Annotated in this window: 14 protein-coding genes; 2 read left to right on the top strand and 12 right to left on the bottom strand. The window is 42.4% G+C overall.

The window, feature by feature from the left end:
- Position 1: 1 nt before the first annotated feature.
- The 3 genes from hcaC to hcaE are packed head-to-tail and all read right to left on the bottom strand — an operon-like array spanning position 2 to position 2210.
- Positions 2–328: a 3-phenylpropionate/cinnamic acid dioxygenase ferredoxin subunit gene (gene hcaC / locus B4F08_RS00070; RefSeq protein ID WP_086209615.1), complete on the bottom strand. Its 327-nt coding sequence runs from the start codon at positions 326–328 to the stop codon at positions 2–4.
- On the bottom strand, positions 328–846 hold the full coding sequence (gene hcaF, locus B4F08_RS00065) for a 3-phenylpropionate/cinnamic acid dioxygenase subunit beta (RefSeq protein WP_291372270.1): 519 nt from the start codon (positions 844–846) through the stop codon (positions 328–330). Before hcaF ends, hcaC begins: the two co-directional genes overlap by 1 nt.
- Positions 843–2210 (bottom strand): 3-phenylpropionate/cinnamic acid dioxygenase subunit alpha, encoded by a 1368-nt coding sequence (gene hcaE / locus B4F08_RS00060; RefSeq protein WP_291372268.1) that lies wholly within the window; start codon positions 2208–2210, stop codon positions 843–845. Before hcaE ends, hcaF begins: the two co-directional genes overlap by 4 nt.
- Before the next feature lie 282 nt (positions 2211–2492).
- On the opposite strand from hcaE, the gene hcaR reads away from it, so the two are divergent.
- Positions 2493–3392, top strand: a complete 900-nt coding sequence (gene hcaR, locus B4F08_RS00055) for a DNA-binding transcriptional regulator HcaR (RefSeq protein ID WP_086209618.1) — start codon at positions 2493–2495, stop codon at positions 3390–3392.
- Between the two features lie 303 nt (positions 3393–3695).
- Positions 3696–4373: a DUF1345 domain-containing protein gene (locus B4F08_RS00050; protein WP_110975901.1), complete on the top strand. Its 678-nt coding sequence runs from the start codon at positions 3696–3698 to the stop codon at positions 4371–4373.
- A 73-nt stretch (positions 4374–4446) separates the two neighbouring features.
- Here B4F08_RS00050 and B4F08_RS00045 read toward each other — a convergent pair whose 3' ends face one another.
- From B4F08_RS00045 to B4F08_RS00005, 9 genes are all read right to left on the bottom strand, one after another.
- A complete protein-coding gene (locus B4F08_RS00045) occupies positions 4447–5307 on the bottom strand; it encodes an alpha/beta fold hydrolase (protein ID WP_291372264.1) in 861 nt (286 codons plus the stop codon).
- Positions 5308–5575: 268 nt separating this feature from the next.
- Positions 5576–6814 carry an OprD family outer membrane porin gene (locus B4F08_RS00040; protein WP_291372262.1) on the bottom strand — a complete coding sequence of 413 codons (1239 nt, stop codon included), beginning with the start codon at positions 6812–6814 and terminating at the stop codon, positions 5576–5578.
- A 599-nt stretch (positions 6815–7413) separates the two neighbouring features.
- Positions 7414–8433, bottom strand: a complete 1020-nt coding sequence (gene dmpG / locus B4F08_RS00035) for a 4-hydroxy-2-oxovalerate aldolase (protein ID WP_068909697.1) — start codon at positions 8431–8433, stop codon at positions 7414–7416.
- A 10-nt stretch (positions 8434–8443) separates the two neighbouring features.
- Positions 8444–9340, bottom strand: coding sequence for an acetaldehyde dehydrogenase (acetylating) (locus tag B4F08_RS00030; protein ID WP_291372259.1), 897 nt, complete (start codon positions 9338–9340; stop codon positions 8444–8446).
- Between the two features lie 25 nt (positions 9341–9365).
- Positions 9366–10163: a 2-keto-4-pentenoate hydratase gene (locus B4F08_RS00025; RefSeq protein WP_086209623.1), complete on the bottom strand. Its 798-nt coding sequence runs from the start codon at positions 10161–10163 to the stop codon at positions 9366–9368.
- Between the two features lie 422 nt (positions 10164–10585).
- Entirely contained in the window at positions 10586–11191 is a 606-nt protein-coding gene (locus tag B4F08_RS00020) for a glutathione S-transferase family protein (RefSeq protein WP_291372257.1), read from the bottom strand.
- Between the two features lie 49 nt (positions 11192–11240).
- Entirely contained in the window at positions 11241–11954 is a 714-nt protein-coding gene (locus B4F08_RS00015; protein ID WP_086209625.1) for a helix-turn-helix transcriptional regulator, read from the bottom strand.
- Positions 11955–12027: 73 nt separating this feature from the next.
- Positions 12028–12696: an HAD-IA family hydrolase gene (locus B4F08_RS00010; RefSeq protein ID WP_086209626.1), complete on the bottom strand. Its 669-nt coding sequence runs from the start codon at positions 12694–12696 to the stop codon at positions 12028–12030.
- Positions 12697–12967: 271 nt separating this feature from the next.
- Positions 12968–13906, bottom strand: coding sequence for an RluA family pseudouridine synthase (locus B4F08_RS00005; protein ID WP_086209627.1), 939 nt, complete (start codon positions 13904–13906; stop codon positions 12968–12970).
- Positions 13907–14364 lie beyond the last annotated feature (458 nt).

Genomic DNA, 14364 nt, shown 5'->3' with positions numbered 1-14364 from the left:
ATTATGCTCCCGCCATCTCGACAAACAATTGTCCATCTTCCACAATCACAGGAAAGGTTTGAATAGGATCAGTTGCAGGCAGGCATAAAGCCTGACCTGTTTTTAGGCAGAAACGAGCAGAATGTAATGGACATTCCACTGTGCCGTCCTCTTCCAAATAACCTTCGGACATGGAAGCATTGCCATGTGAACAGCGGTCATTCATAGCAAAGAATTCACCGCCATTGTTGAAAACAGCCAGTGCCTCAATCCCATTCACACCGCAGTCCACTTTCAATGCCTCGCCTTCGTCTAACTCATCGACTTGGCACACAAAAATCTTATTCATTAGAAGAACACACTCAGGTTATGGGAGTTGTAAGTCACTTGGTCTAGGGTGATTTTACGATTGAAAATCTGGAAACCTTGCTTGGTATCCACTTTACGAAGTTTGTCATGACGCTTCCCGCAGTAGAGGGTGACATCTTTTTCTTTCTGGGTACGGTAGAGTAAATACGTCACGTAAACATCATACTCACCGTCGACTACAGTCGCTTCAACGATCACATTGGACACCATATGTGTGGTACGAGACGGTGGCTCTTCAGCCCATGCCATCCCTGTTTCCAAACGCGCGACACGACGTTCTAACAAATCTTTAGAGTCGTTAAACACCCACGTGGTTGGCGGCTCAACCGAACGACGACGGTCACGGGTTTGCGCATTCGGTGTCGTGCGTAAGGTATAGGCAATATCATCTGCCAAGACATCCAACCACTCACGGAATTTCCAGTCGTCGAGCAATTTTGCTTCACGGTAAAGGAACTGACTGATCTGATGTTGAAGTTCTAAATTGATCTGACTCATTTCATCAACTCCTTCTCATAGTCTTCCGCGGCTTTTTCGACTTCTTCCCATGTTTCATGAATCAACAAATCTGCCCAACGGCGGTATAAGCCACGTGCTGCGGTTTCGGAGAAAATATAGTTGGTAATGCCTGGAATGCCATCTTCACGAACTTTCTCATTGCCCAAGCCCATTTCCATAATCAACGGGTTGTTACGTGCTTTATAGCCACGAAGTACTTTTTGGATTTCAATCCAGTTTTCCGAGTCATCTTGCTCAAGGAAACCCGCAGGTCCAAAAGCACGTGTTGCAGAACGTTCAAAGGCTTCTTTCACTTCTTGAGAGGCTTCGGCATCGGCAATGCAGAATGCCCAGACTTCAGTTTTGTTTGGACCGCGCGGATGCCAGACTCGAAGCGTTGCCGTTCCATTTAACCACGACATGGTCGGGAACATGGTGTTATGCCCCGCAAGACGTAATGCACGTACTTCACCCAAACGCTCTTTAACTTCCTCAAAGGTTTCACGGAAGTAGTTGGCTACTTCACCATCCACCCAGACGTTGGCATCGGGTTTTTCGGTAAAGAAGAAGCCTGAGCCATGACCACGTGAACCATACTGAATGGCATCTTTGGCAGTTTCCCAAACTGGACGCGCGGTTTGTGCTGCACCGAGTTTTTTAGATGAGTCGTCATCGGGTTTAGCGCCCAAAACTTGAATCGCAGAGGCATGGGAGAACAAGGCATGGTACTGATCTGAGGCAAACTGTTCTGCCGCAAATTTCCAGTTACACTCGATTTCCCACTTGTGTACCCCACCAATAATTTCAGTCCCACCTGAACGACGATCGACTACACCATCTAAATACCAAGCGATATCCCCCATATATTCAATCAGGTCTGGAGTCGATTCATCCCAGCAGCCAAAAATCAGCCCCTTATAAGACTCTACGCGGTTGACTTGAACCAAGCCCCACTGTTCTTTGCAGGCACCTTGTGGGAAAGCACGATCTTCAAGTGGAATATCTTTCAGTGAGCCATCTACCCCATAAGACCAGCCATGATATGGACAGGTAAAGGCGCGAGTATTGCCACAGTCTGCAAAGCTGACCCGCATAGAACGATGTCGACACTGGTTTAGAAATGCTTTAATTGAGCCATCTTTTTGACGTGCCACAATAATTGGGTCTTCACCCATGTAAGTATTGAAAAAATCACCTGATTTTGGAATTTGGCTTTCATGACAGAGAAATAGCCATGTACGCCCAAACACGCGTTCCAGTTCTAATTCGTATAAATCTGGGTCTGTATAGATGGATGGCGAGATACGTCCATTTTGTGCATCGACCAAAGCGTCGATTTCACGCACATCAATTTTTCCACTCATGAAAAGCTCTCCTGCGACCAATACACGGCACAACGTAAATAGACTCAACTTTTGAGGCATCATGATTTTTTAGACAGCTTTAGTGAAATATTTTTTTTGTTTTAATTAATATGTTTTAGCAATTATTAGAAAAGTTATTTCTTATATTAAAATCTCCGCATTCATCTCAAGACCATTTATTTTATAAATACTTGAATCATCTTCACGGCATAGTTGTTTATAGATTATACTTTATTGTAGTCGTGGTAAGACATTTTTTGGATTACTCAGTGGGTTATTTATATGGAACTTAGACACCTTCGCTATTTCATCACCGTTGCTGAAGAACTGAACTTCAGTAAGGCGGCATTGAAACTTTATACCGCTCAACCTTCACTCAGTCAGCAAATCAAAGACCTCGAAGAAGATGTCGGCGTACAGTTGCTGTATCGAACCAAGCGAAAAGTTGAACTCACGGAAGAAGGTGCTGTTTTTCTAGAACAGGCACGCTTGACTCTAGCTCAAGCGGACAAAGCGGTCGCTATGGCACGTCAAGTGTCACAAGCCAAACAGCAAATGCTGCGCATAGGTTTCGTGCCAGTTGCGGAAATGAAAATATTCCCTTATGTGTTGCCAAATCTGCGTGTACAAAACCCCGACTTAAAAATTGAGTTACTCAGTATGAACAATACTGAGCAGATGCGTTTGTTGAAAAAAGGGGAGCTAGACATTACCTTTACCCGACATAACTTTCATAATGATGAACTTGAGAGCCAATTTGTTCTACGTGAGCCACTCATCTTCCTGCTTCCTAAAGATCACCCTTTAGCAAAATATGAACGCATTCCTGTTAAGGCTTTAAATGGTATTGATTTTATCATTCCCGCAGCCGAACAGTCACAGACCCTGCACCAAACTATTTTAGAATTTGCCAAAAATAATAGTATTGAATTCAATATTGTTCAAAAGGCCGATAATATTCTATTTAATATCAACTCAATTGGGATGGGGCTCGGTTGCACTATTTTACCTGGCTATGTTGCACCCTTAACCATGAGCAATACCGTGATTCGTCCGCTTGAGGTTGAACTCCCTTACTTAGATTTATATGTAAGCTATCGTAAAAACACCACATCACTGGCGGTAAATAAATTTCTAGAATTGCTGACTCGGGTGTTTTATTTGAACATTAACCGTGAATAAATCCCCAATGAGTTCAAATTAATCCTCAAATACGAGACACCACTATTTTCTGAATAAATGGCGGTGTACCTTTTTCATGAAAAAGTACCCTGAACTACAAGCGTATCTAGAGTATTTCAGTTTTAAACCAGACTTATCAGCTCTCGACTTTTGTTGCCTCTACTTTTTAAAGGAAGATTAACGAATAAAAATCAGAATTTTTGTCAGGTTTTACCTACAACTTAAGTCTAAACATAAGCATATACTGAGCTAGCTATTACGATTTTAGCTGCACTAAAAAATAAAATAGAAAAGGAGAAAATCATGCCGATGCCCACTTTACAGCGTTTAAAAACGGCCATGCAGTTTCGCCCCTTCTTTTTTATTAGTTTTTTGGTTACGGCTATTTTTTATGCTCTGCTCAATACCCTGACTGACTGGTCTTGGTCTACCAATTTATTGATCAGTTGGAACATTGCCGTCTCAAGTTATTTGCTCAAAACCATGACAACGCTTTGGTCTGTTGACCATCGACACATTCTTCAACATGCACAGCAACAAGATGCCAGTAAATGGATTATTCTACTGTTGGTGATCATGACATTAGTTATGTGTTTGATTGCAATTGTGTTGGAGTTAACTCATCTTCCCAATGACCCAGCTATCAAATATGGTCACTTGGCTCTGTCCTTACTGACCATTATAAGTGCATGGCTCTTTATACATACTGTGTTTGCCATTCATTATGCGCATGACTATTATCTCGCTCTTGCGGACCAACAAGATGCTGGCTTGGACTTTCCAAAAACGGCACAGCCGACTTATCCTGACTTCTTATACTTTAGTTATGTGATTGGCACTTCAGCGCAAACTGCGGACGTTTCGATTACTTCCCGCTCCATGCGTATTCTCAATATTCTGCACATTATTTTGGCCTATGGTTTTAACACCTCGATTTTGGCCATTAGCATCAATGTAGCGGCAGGCTTTATTACACTCTAAGTTTAATGCTTCTTCTTTGAAATTTCGGACATAAAAAAAGGATGGTTCAACCATCCTTTTTCAATTCAATCGCTTATTTCACACCACGTGCACTTAAATAATCTTTAATCACCGTATTAAATTCTTCAGCTTTTTCCACCTGTGACCAATGTCCACACTGACTGAAAATGTGGGCATCCGCAAATGGAACCGTATTTAAAATATCCCATGTACGAGATACAGGAATCACCACATCCTGGACACCATGAATCAGCAATACAGGCACTTGGATGTCCTTCATTTTTTCAAAATCGAGTGGGAACTCAAAACGATCACGGTCACGTGCGCCTACCACATCCATTAAACGGTCTGAGGCATAGTCATTCTTGGCTGCTTCATAACGAACTTTGACCAACTCATCGGTAATTAAGCGCTTATCCACCACAAACATCGACAAAGTATTTTTGATGCCTTCTTCGGTCAAAACAGGATTAGCATGGGCTTTCAGTGCAGCAGTTTGTTTGGCTCCGCCTGTCCCCATCGACACAATACCCAAGACACGTTCTGGATAATCGAGCACCATTTGAAAAGCTAACCACCCACCCAGTGAATTGCCCACCAACCAAGTTTTTTCAATGCCTAAAGCATCCAGTGTACGCACCGCATGATCGACCCATGCGCGAATGCCATAAGCCATACCATCAGCCACCACTGTTTGACCATAGCCAATTGAGTCAATAGCAATACAACGGGCTTGCTCCGCAATCTGTGGTAAATTTAACCACCAGTTCGCTGCTGCCGAAACACCTGTTCCAGAGCCGTGTAAAAATAAAATTGGTGTACCCTCACCCACTTCATGATAATGGGTTAACTCACCTTCCGCTGTTTCAATCCATTTATCTTCCAAGCCAAAGAATGGGTCGGTGGTGTAATTGGGGATTTGGACCGTGCTCATACTTACTCCTCGTACAGCCTAAGACCCGTCTGATGTTCTGTGTTCAGGACAGGTCAATTCATTCATTTCGACAGTTTTACTGTTCCATCTTACCTGTTCAAAACGACTCCACTGATACTTGTTTTCGATCAGACACTACAAAAAAACGATTATTTAAATAAATGTTTTACAACAATATTTTTATTAAAATCAGAAAATCTGTTTATTATTTGAAGGTGATTCAACAAAGAGCGACTTGTGCCCAAATCGCCCGCTTTCAGTTCAATACTTAAAATTTATAGCTATAGGTCGTAGCAACACGATATTCTTTTAAATCGCTTTTCCAATCATAGTCTGTGTCAATATACATGGCTTGAATCCCTAGACCTTTGAATTTGCCTTCAGGTACGGTGTAATTCACAATCAGATTCAATTCTTGTTCGTCCTGATCGGTTTTACCGCCTGCTGTCGCATCAAAACCAGCAAAATAAATTGCATTGGCATTCAAACCTTTTAACCCCAATTCAGCAAAGTCATAGCCATAAGAGATATTCCATGATTTCTCTTTGGCATTGGTAAAGGTTGCCACGGACCAATTCACCAGATATGGCTGTGGTACCCATCCTGCCAAGGTTGGGAAGCTGTTATCGCCAAACATTTGTTGATAGCCCAAACCTACACTGTGTGACCCATGACTGAATTTAGCGCCCATCGACAAGGCTTGGTTGTCAATTTCGCCATACAACTTATCACCTGACTCAGAATTATCAAAATAACGAACATGGCTGGTCAGCTTCGTATTTGTCCCCAGCGTGGTGTTATAACTGATTCCTGCATAATGCTGTTGATAAATGTCTTTGACATCGGCATACCAATAGCTTGCTCCAAACTCTGGATTAAACTGATGATCAATCCCCGCGATGTACATACCATCCGCTGTTTTGGCGGTATTTGGATTATTGTTCGGAAATAAACTTAAGTCCTGAAACTGATTGTCATAACGTGCATTAATCCCATCAGTATACGCCAAACTTAGTTTGGTATCTTTCAGCTCTTTAGACTCCAACCATGCCCCGCGATAGGTGGTCAGCAGCTGACGTGATGGATCAAATACTAAAACTGGGGAAACAGGTAGCAGCTCACCGACTTTTAGTTCCGTTTGCGATACTTTGGCTTTTAAAGTGGCACCGACTTTGCCAAAATCACGGGCTTGTTCCTGTCCATTATGTGGAAGTACCCAATCGGCATTTTTATCACGCCCATTTAAACGAAAAGCATGTTGTACCAAAACATCCGCACCGACTTGCAATGCACCAATTTGAGCATAACCAGATTTGGCATCTAAGCTGATGGCCTGCGACCAACTGCCCCAATTATTTTGTGGCAGGGTTTCATACTGGCGGTCTAAATAAAAATTTCTGAATTTTAACTGGACTTGACTATCGTCGATAAAGTCTGCATTCGTTGCAGTTGTACCTAATGCCGCAGCTGCGACACAGATGGCTGTCCATAAAGTTTGACGACGCATGAGATATATTCCAATAATCACATTAAGCTATAACGTCATCATGCGGAACTCATTGAACAGAAAAAATCCGACCACAGTCTTAAGAAAATGCCACATCACCGACTATAAATACCAAGCTGGACACCGCTCTTTTTTCATTTAGATAAAATTACAATAACTCACTTTTAACCTAATTTCGCAAGTTATGATGAAAGATGGAGCCTCTCCAACCTTTCTCGTTTTAAACCACTTTCTTTTCTAAATAGTTTGAATAATTTAAGTGTTTTTTTGTTTAAGTTTTTCGAGTCAGTTTTTTTATTTCAGCGTAACGTTATAAGAAAAAGCGCTCATATCACAGAAATTTTCTATATGTGCATGATGAAGTTGAATAACGTTAAAATTTTATGCATGTGTATTCATGATTGATCATCCGCAAAACCTGTTCACTTTCTACATTTAAATAATTTTGTTGCAAAAACAGTCTACTTCAAAGGCCAGATAGGTTGCGGATGATGCTTCCAAGTATCCAATAATATCGCAAGTTTTAAAAAGAAAATGCCCGTCAATTTCTTAATTGACGGGCATTCCTATTTAGATGTTTTTACTCATTCAAGATCAGATTAAACCAAAGCAGCCTTCGCTTTCGACATGGTCAAAGCCAAATCTTCAATCATGTCTTCCTGACCACCGACCGTACCACGACGGCCTAATTCCAATAAAATCTCACGCGCTGACACACCATATTTGGCTTCTGCACGCTTTGCAAAGAGTAAGAACGATGAATACACCCCTGCATAACCCAAAGTCGCCGCATCACGGTCCGCTCGAATTGGGTTCAACATCATTGGAATCACCAAATCCTCTGCCACATCCTGTACTTTAAACAGATCCACGCCTGTTTCTAGTCCCATACGGTTTGCCACCGCAATGAACAATTCTAATGGAGTATTACCTGCACCAGCACCTAAACCCGCAGACGCCAAGTCGACACGAATAGCCCCAGCATCAACTGCAGCAACCGTATTTGCCACCCCCATACCTAAGTTATGATGCCCGTGGAAACCCAGTTCAATACTGCTGTCCAATTCTTGACGCAGTAAACCGACACGGTCTGTGACATCTTGTGGCAGCATATAACCTGCTGAATCAGTCACATAAATACAGTTCGCGCCATAAGACACCATCTTTTTCGCTTCTTCAAGCAATTGAGCAGGCGATGCCATGTGTGCCAACATCAAGAAACCCACAGTATCCATACCCAACTGACGTGCCGCAGTAATATGCTGCTCTGAACAATCGGCTTCGGTACAGTGGGTTGCTACACGAATGGTAGAAACACCAATTTCATGCGCCATTTTTAAATGATCGACTGTACCAATGCCGGGTAACAGCAAGGCTGACACTTTGGCATTTTTCATACGCGGAACAACAGCAGATAAGTATTCTTCATCCGTTGCCGCAGCGAAACCGTAGTTCACGGATGAACCGCCTAAGCCATCGCCATGCGTCACTTCAATCAGCGGTACACCTGCATCATCCAATGCAGTGGAAATTGCAATCATTTGCTCAACAGTGGTTTGATGGCGCTGTGGATGCATACCATCACGCAAAGTCATATCATGCACAATAATCTTAGACATGGGTTGCTCCTTATACTTCAGCCGTAGCCAATAAACGTTCCGCAAACATTTCCGCAGTGCGCGCAGCTGCCGCAGTCATAATGTCCAAATTCCCTGCATACTTTGGCAAGAAATCACCCAAGCCTTCTACTTCAAGGAATATCGACACGCGGTTGCCATCAAATACTGGACCATTCACCAGTTTATAACCGGGTACATATTTCTGAACTTCAGTAATCATGGCTTGAACCGATGCCGTAATGGCCGCTTGATTAGGCTCCCCTTCGACCAAGCAATGCACCGTATCGCGCATCATGAGTGGTGGCTCGGCTGGGTTGATAATGATGATGGCTTTACCTTGTTTTGCACCGCCGACTTTTTCAATCGCGCCAGCCGTGGTACGGGTAAATTCATCAATGTTTTTACGTGTACCCGGGCCAACCGACTTGGTCGAAACGGTCGCAATAATTTCCCCATAACTCACCGCTTGTACGCGAGAAATGGCAGCCACCATAGGAATGGTCGCTTGTCCACCACAGGTCACCATGTTCACATTCGGCAACTCACCTGCATCCAAGAGTTCTTGAAGGTTGACAGGCGGCACACAAAACGGGCCAATCGCAGCAGGTGTCAGGTCAATCATCTGCACACCTAATTCGTTCAACTTACGGCTATTTTCCGCATGCACATAAGCCGAGGTCGCATCAAAGGCAATTTGAATTTCATCCGCAACTACATGTGGCAGTAATCCGTCTACACCTTCTGCTGTGGTTTTTAGACCCATATTCGCTGCGCGGGTTAAACCTTCTGAACTTGGGTCAATCCCGACCATCCATACTGGCTCAAGGAATTCGCTACGCTGCAACTTATACAATAAATCTGTTCCGATATTTCCCGGACCGATTAATGCACATTTAATCTTTTTCATGCATCTACTCTCTCAAAAATCCAATTTATTCCGCAGCAAACGCAGCGACTACTGAACCAAAGCCTTCAATTTCAACTTTAAATTCATCCCCTGCTTGGGCAATCACCATTGGCCCCAAAGCACCCGTTAAAATAATGTCACCAGCCAGCAATGGACGACCACGACGTACCATCTCATCGGCAAGCCAAACCGCAGCATTTAAAGGATTGGCTAAACAGGCTTTACCAATCCCTTGCGAAACTACCTCATCGCCACGGGTCATGGTCATTTTGCAGTTGACTAAGTCAAGCTGATCCAATTTCACGGGGCGTGAACCCAAAACAAATGCCGCAGAAGACGCATTGTCTGCCACGGTATCAATCAATGAAATTTTCCAGTTCTCAATGCGGCTATCCACCACTTCAATTGCAGGCAAGGCATAGGCTGTGGCACTAATAATGTCTGCATAGCTATGTTTTTCTTGAGTTAAGTCTTTGTTAATCACTAACGCGATTTCTGCTTCTACTTTAGGCTGAATCAATAAACCTGCAGGAATGGCTTCACCATCGCCATAAGCCATATCGGCAAACAGCATGCCGAAATCGGGCTGATCAACCCCTAGTTGCGCCTGCACGACTTTAGAGGTCAAACCAATTTTACGTCCTACCAAGCGACGCCCTTCTTGTAAGGCACGTTGGGTATTCACTTCCTGAACCGCATACGCAATATCGACATCTGCCTGTTCCGCACCTAATTGCGGACGTATAGGTGCAATCGCAGTTTTTGATAATTCGGCATTGCGTAAAGCCTGCGCAACAGATTCAACAACAGCAGAATTCGACATCTAGCTTTCCTTAAACTGCAAAATAGAGACAAAATACTGTTTTATCGAGCAAGGGAAAGACAGAGATGTTCAAAATGAAGCGAGCATATACTTGAAGAAGAACCCGATGGCTTATCCCTAAGACCACTCAAAACGAGTATGTTTTAGACCACTCAAGCATCGGAAAATTGCGGGTTTTACGCCAATACTTATTTTATTTTTTACAATAGTTAGAACCTATAAATCTTTTCTATTTTAGCCATCAAAATAAACAGCATAGAAAAATCAAAACGGAAAACGACAAAATCACCCATAATTTCACTATGTATATTTCAATCAAATTTTTTCATCTACGACTAAAAAACGATACGTGAGAAACCTATTTGAAGAAATCTATAACTAAAAAAACCTCTTATCAAAGAGGCTTTTCTAGTTAAATGATTTTATGCTGCAAATAAAGCAGGATTGTTCTTGAAACTTTCACGTTGTTGAATAGCCAATACATAACGCTCAATTGCTGGATGTGGCTCTAATAAATTCATTTTTAATTGCCACATGATCATTGCTCCTAAACTGATATCGGCTGCCGTAAACTGCGAACCGCATAGATACGGGCTGGCTTGCTCCAAGCCTTGAATCAACGCTTGATACGTATCCTGATAATCGCCATACCCCATAAACATCTTCTGTTCTGGCGAAACTAGTACTTTTAAATGTTGATTGTCGGAGGCTGCTGCAAACGGGCCTGCACCAAAAAACAACCAACGATAATATAAACCTCTTTTCGGATCATCCAGTGCGGGAGCCAAACCTTTTTCAGAAAATTGATCTGCTAGATATGCACAAATGGCATCCAACTCGTAAATCACCACATCACCATCCACCAAAACAGGCACTTTACCAAAAGGGTTGAGTTTTAAAAATTCGGCTGATTTCATTTCTGCGCCATAGGCAACTTCTATACGCTCGACCTCAATCCCCAAATCAAGAATAAGCCAGTCCACCACAACGCCACGAGATTGCGTATTGGTATATAAAGTTAAAGCCATTGTTCTATCCTCTGTGTTTATTGTTTTTTTAGAATAGAACTGAGCTGTGTCAGTTTTTGTCAGCAGTGTTTGCCGATTGTCCTGAATTTGAAAATTCTTTTTGACACCATTGTTCAAATAAATGGCGTTTAAATTGGGGATAAATTTGCTCTGTGAATATGAGTGTTTGAATTCGATCTAAACGAAAGTTTCTAAAGTCTTCTCGCAATTCACACCATGCAGCCAACAACATTTTGTCGTTAAAATATCCCAATGCAAAAGGCCATAATTGCCTATGCGAAATCTGTTTATGCTCATCAACATAATCAATCTGAATTTTAGTCTGTAAACGAATTGCAACACGAACTTGTTCCACAATGGTTTGATCAACCTCAATCCATGAATGAATTGATTTTAGATAGGTATCATTTAAAAATTCTTGTTTTCTTTGTGGCAATACTGCTTTTAATTTACTTAATACTGAATGTGAAGCCTGCTGTAATGCATGATCAGGGATGGATTTAGCCCATTGTAATGCCAGATACATCGCTTCAATTTCTGACTCATCTAAACTCATTGGCGGCAGGAGAAAGTTTTCTTTCAATTGAAATCCTAAACCTGCACTTCCCTCAATATTGACCCCTTGATCACGTAAACTTTCGATATCCCGATACACACTTCGCACACTGATTTGCAAGTGCTCAGCCAAACATTGGGCTGTAACAGGATAACGCTGTTCCCGCAGATGCTGTAACAAATGAAGTAATCGAATAGAACGACTCATAGCGTATTTCTTGTTCTTCAAAATTAAGTTTAGGCATATATCCTTATACGCCTTGAAAAATGGTCAACTTTGCTTACGCCACATCGAAAGCCTTCAACTGCTGTCTTAAAAAATGATCCAAACTGGCTACATCATCTACAATCGTCAAAGGCTGATATTGTCTTAAGGTTTCAGGTGTATGCACACCATAGCTCACCCCAATTCTCGGCATAGCAATATTACGTGCCATCTCCAAGTCATAACTGGTATCACCGACCATAATCGCGCGTTCAGCGGACACACCCGTTTCAGTTAAGATTTCTTCTAACATCAAAGGATGTGGTTTGGACTTGGTTTCACTGGCAGCACGGGTTGCCACAAATAACGATTGACTCTGAGTCTGTGCCAACACTCGGTCTAAGCCTTTACGGCTTTTACCCGTTGCCACCGCCAACAATAACCCCGCTTCACGTAAGCCATTCAGCATGTCTGCAACACCATCAAACCAGACATCAGTTTTTGAGTTCGCTACATAATGTTCTGCATAGCATTGCAAAATTTCAGTATGTAACTCAGGCACTTGAGGGAATAGACGCTGTGCAACCTCTGGCAAGCCTAAACCGATAATGCTTTTGGCATCTTCACGGGTGAGCGGTTGTGAAAATTGCTGTGCTGCAAATTGTAAACTCGCCACAATCTGCCCCACTGAATCAAATAATGTGCCATCCCAATCAAAGATAATCAGTTCTACAGGTTTATTCATGCTGGGGTTCCAATATTTACTTTTATGAAAACAATTTACACGATGCATTTGCTAACGATGGCAACAGAAGTGTCGCCGTTGAGCTGATTTGCACTTCGCTTTAAAGCAGTGCTTAAAGCGCGTTTAGGACGTTCAATCAGCTCAACAAAAGACTGTTGCTACTTTTCATCTTTTGAAAATTAAAGATGACCAATACAACATCATTTTAAATTAATCACAACCAACAAAAGTCATGTCTTTACCAACGCTCCTACAATGAAGTGGAAAAGGCTTAATCCTTCTTCTGTGCTCTTAACTGCGCCACAATACTCTGCATATCTTCAGGCAACGGCGCTTCAATCGTCTCATAACCAGGGATGTCTAAACGCATCGCATGTAAACATAAACGACGTGGTTTCGGTCCCTTGTATTCTGTTTCATGACCATATTTATCATCCCCAACCAATGGATGACCGATACTTAAACCATGCACACGAATTTGATGGGTACGCCCTGAAAGTGGCGAGGCATAGACTAAGGTTGCATGCATAAAGCGCTCAGCCACATTCCACTGCGTCTTAGACTCTTTACCTTCACTCGATACACGTACACGACGCTCGCCATTAGACAACTCATAGCGGTGCAAAGGCGCATCAATTAACTGCTTGTCTAAACTCACCACACCTTTGACGACAGCGGCGTAAGTTTTCTTAATTTTGTGTTCACGTAGCATGTCCTGTAAGCTTTTTAATACACTACGCTTTTTAGAAATCATCACCAAACCTGAGGTATCACGGTCAATACGATGAATCAGTTCTAAATATTTTTTACCTGTTGCCGCACGTAGGCCTTCAATCAGACCATAGGCCACACCACTGCCGCCATGTACAGCAATTCCGGATGGCTTATTGACGACCATCAAGCCTTCATCTTCATACACCACACGGCTCAGCAAACTCTGTGCGACTTTGTCAGAAACAGGCGCCGCATTTTCATCTTTTTGTTCATAGCGAATCGGGGCCACACGAATTTGGTCCCCAATCGACAGTTTAGTTTCTGCTTTTATACGCTTTTTATTGACCCGAACCTGACCTTCACGAATCAGACGATAAATACGACTTTTAGGCACACCTTTTAAACGGCTAAATAAAAAATTATCAATCCGTTGCCCTGCTTGATGCTCGTCCACTTCAAACCACGTCACGTTTTGCCATTGTTGGGTAGAATTCATACAGTTACTGCGACCTAAAAAATACGGAATTTGGATAAAAAATGACCACTTAGGCTATGCTTTACACAAGAAAGACTAGCTTAGCCCATAGGCAGATGGTACAAGGTTTGATATAGTCAGCGCACGGATACCACCATAAGTGAGTTAAAAGCTTAATCATTTCAATTTTAAATTGGATAATTAAGAAAAACTCAACTCAGCTTGGAACGGTCCCAAAAGAATTATGCCGACGCCGAAGGCTTATTATATCGGCAAAACTGCAAACTGTTAGGTTTAATTGTGCATCTGCACATAAATCAGTTTGCCCCAAAAAAATATGTGACCAACCTCAAGTTGGTTTTTAAACGTAAACTGATATACATCAGATTAGTCGCTCCCTGATCTCGTATTCAGGCCACAGCGTTGATGCATATGGATCTGTACAGTTGTAAAGATACGATGATAATTCCGTATCAAGA

The sequence above is a fragment of the Acinetobacter sp. UBA6720 genome, assembly GCF_002454215.1.
In the GTDB taxonomy this organism is placed as follows: Bacteria; Pseudomonadota; Gammaproteobacteria; order Pseudomonadales; family Moraxellaceae; genus Acinetobacter.
Note: the sequence above shows the minus strand (reverse complement) of the source record. Positions and strands in the feature narration are given on the sequence as shown.

What these genes read in the sequence shown, in the direction of transcription:
- hcaC (WP_086209615.1), bottom strand. Translation starts at nt 328, where the DNA reads ATGAATAAGATTTTTGTGTGCCAAGTCGATGAGTTAGACGAAGGCGAG.
- hcaF (WP_291372270.1), bottom strand. Translation starts at nt 846, where the DNA reads ATGAGTCAGATCAATTTAGAACTTCAACATCAGATCAGTCAGTTCCTT.
- hcaE (WP_291372268.1), bottom strand. Translation starts at nt 2,210, where the DNA reads ATGAGTGGAAAAATTGATGTGCGTGAAATCGACGCTTTGGTCGATGCA.
- hcaR (WP_086209618.1), top strand. Translation starts at nt 2,493, where the DNA reads ATGGAACTTAGACACCTTCGCTATTTCATCACCGTTGCTGAAGAACTG.
- B4F08_RS00050 (WP_110975901.1), top strand. Translation starts at nt 3,696, where the DNA reads ATGCCGATGCCCACTTTACAGCGTTTAAAAACGGCCATGCAGTTTCGC.
- B4F08_RS00045 (WP_291372264.1), bottom strand. Translation starts at nt 5,307, where the DNA reads ATGAGCACGGTCCAAATCCCCAATTACACCACCGACCCATTCTTTGGC.
- B4F08_RS00040 (WP_291372262.1), bottom strand. Translation starts at nt 6,814, where the DNA reads ATGCGTCGTCAAACTTTATGGACAGCCATCTGTGTCGCAGCTGCGGCA.
- dmpG (WP_068909697.1), bottom strand. Translation starts at nt 8,433, where the DNA reads ATGTCTAAGATTATTGTGCATGATATGACTTTGCGTGATGGTATGCAT.
- B4F08_RS00030 (WP_291372259.1), bottom strand. Translation starts at nt 9,340, where the DNA reads ATGAAAAAGATTAAATGTGCATTAATCGGTCCGGGAAATATCGGAACA.
- B4F08_RS00025 (WP_086209623.1), bottom strand. Translation starts at nt 10,163, where the DNA reads ATGTCGAATTCTGCTGTTGTTGAATCTGTTGCGCAGGCTTTACGCAAT.
- B4F08_RS00020 (WP_291372257.1), bottom strand. Translation starts at nt 11,191, where the DNA reads ATGGCTTTAACTTTATATACCAATACGCAATCTCGTGGCGTTGTGGTG.
- B4F08_RS00015 (WP_086209625.1), bottom strand. Translation starts at nt 11,954, where the DNA reads ATGAGTCGTTCTATTCGATTACTTCATTTGTTACAGCATCTGCGGGAA.
- B4F08_RS00010 (WP_086209626.1), bottom strand. Translation starts at nt 12,696, where the DNA reads ATGAATAAACCTGTAGAACTGATTATCTTTGATTGGGATGGCACATTA.
- B4F08_RS00005 (WP_086209627.1), bottom strand. Translation starts at nt 13,906, where the DNA reads ATGAATTCTACCCAACAATGGCAAAACGTGACGTGGTTTGAAGTGGAC.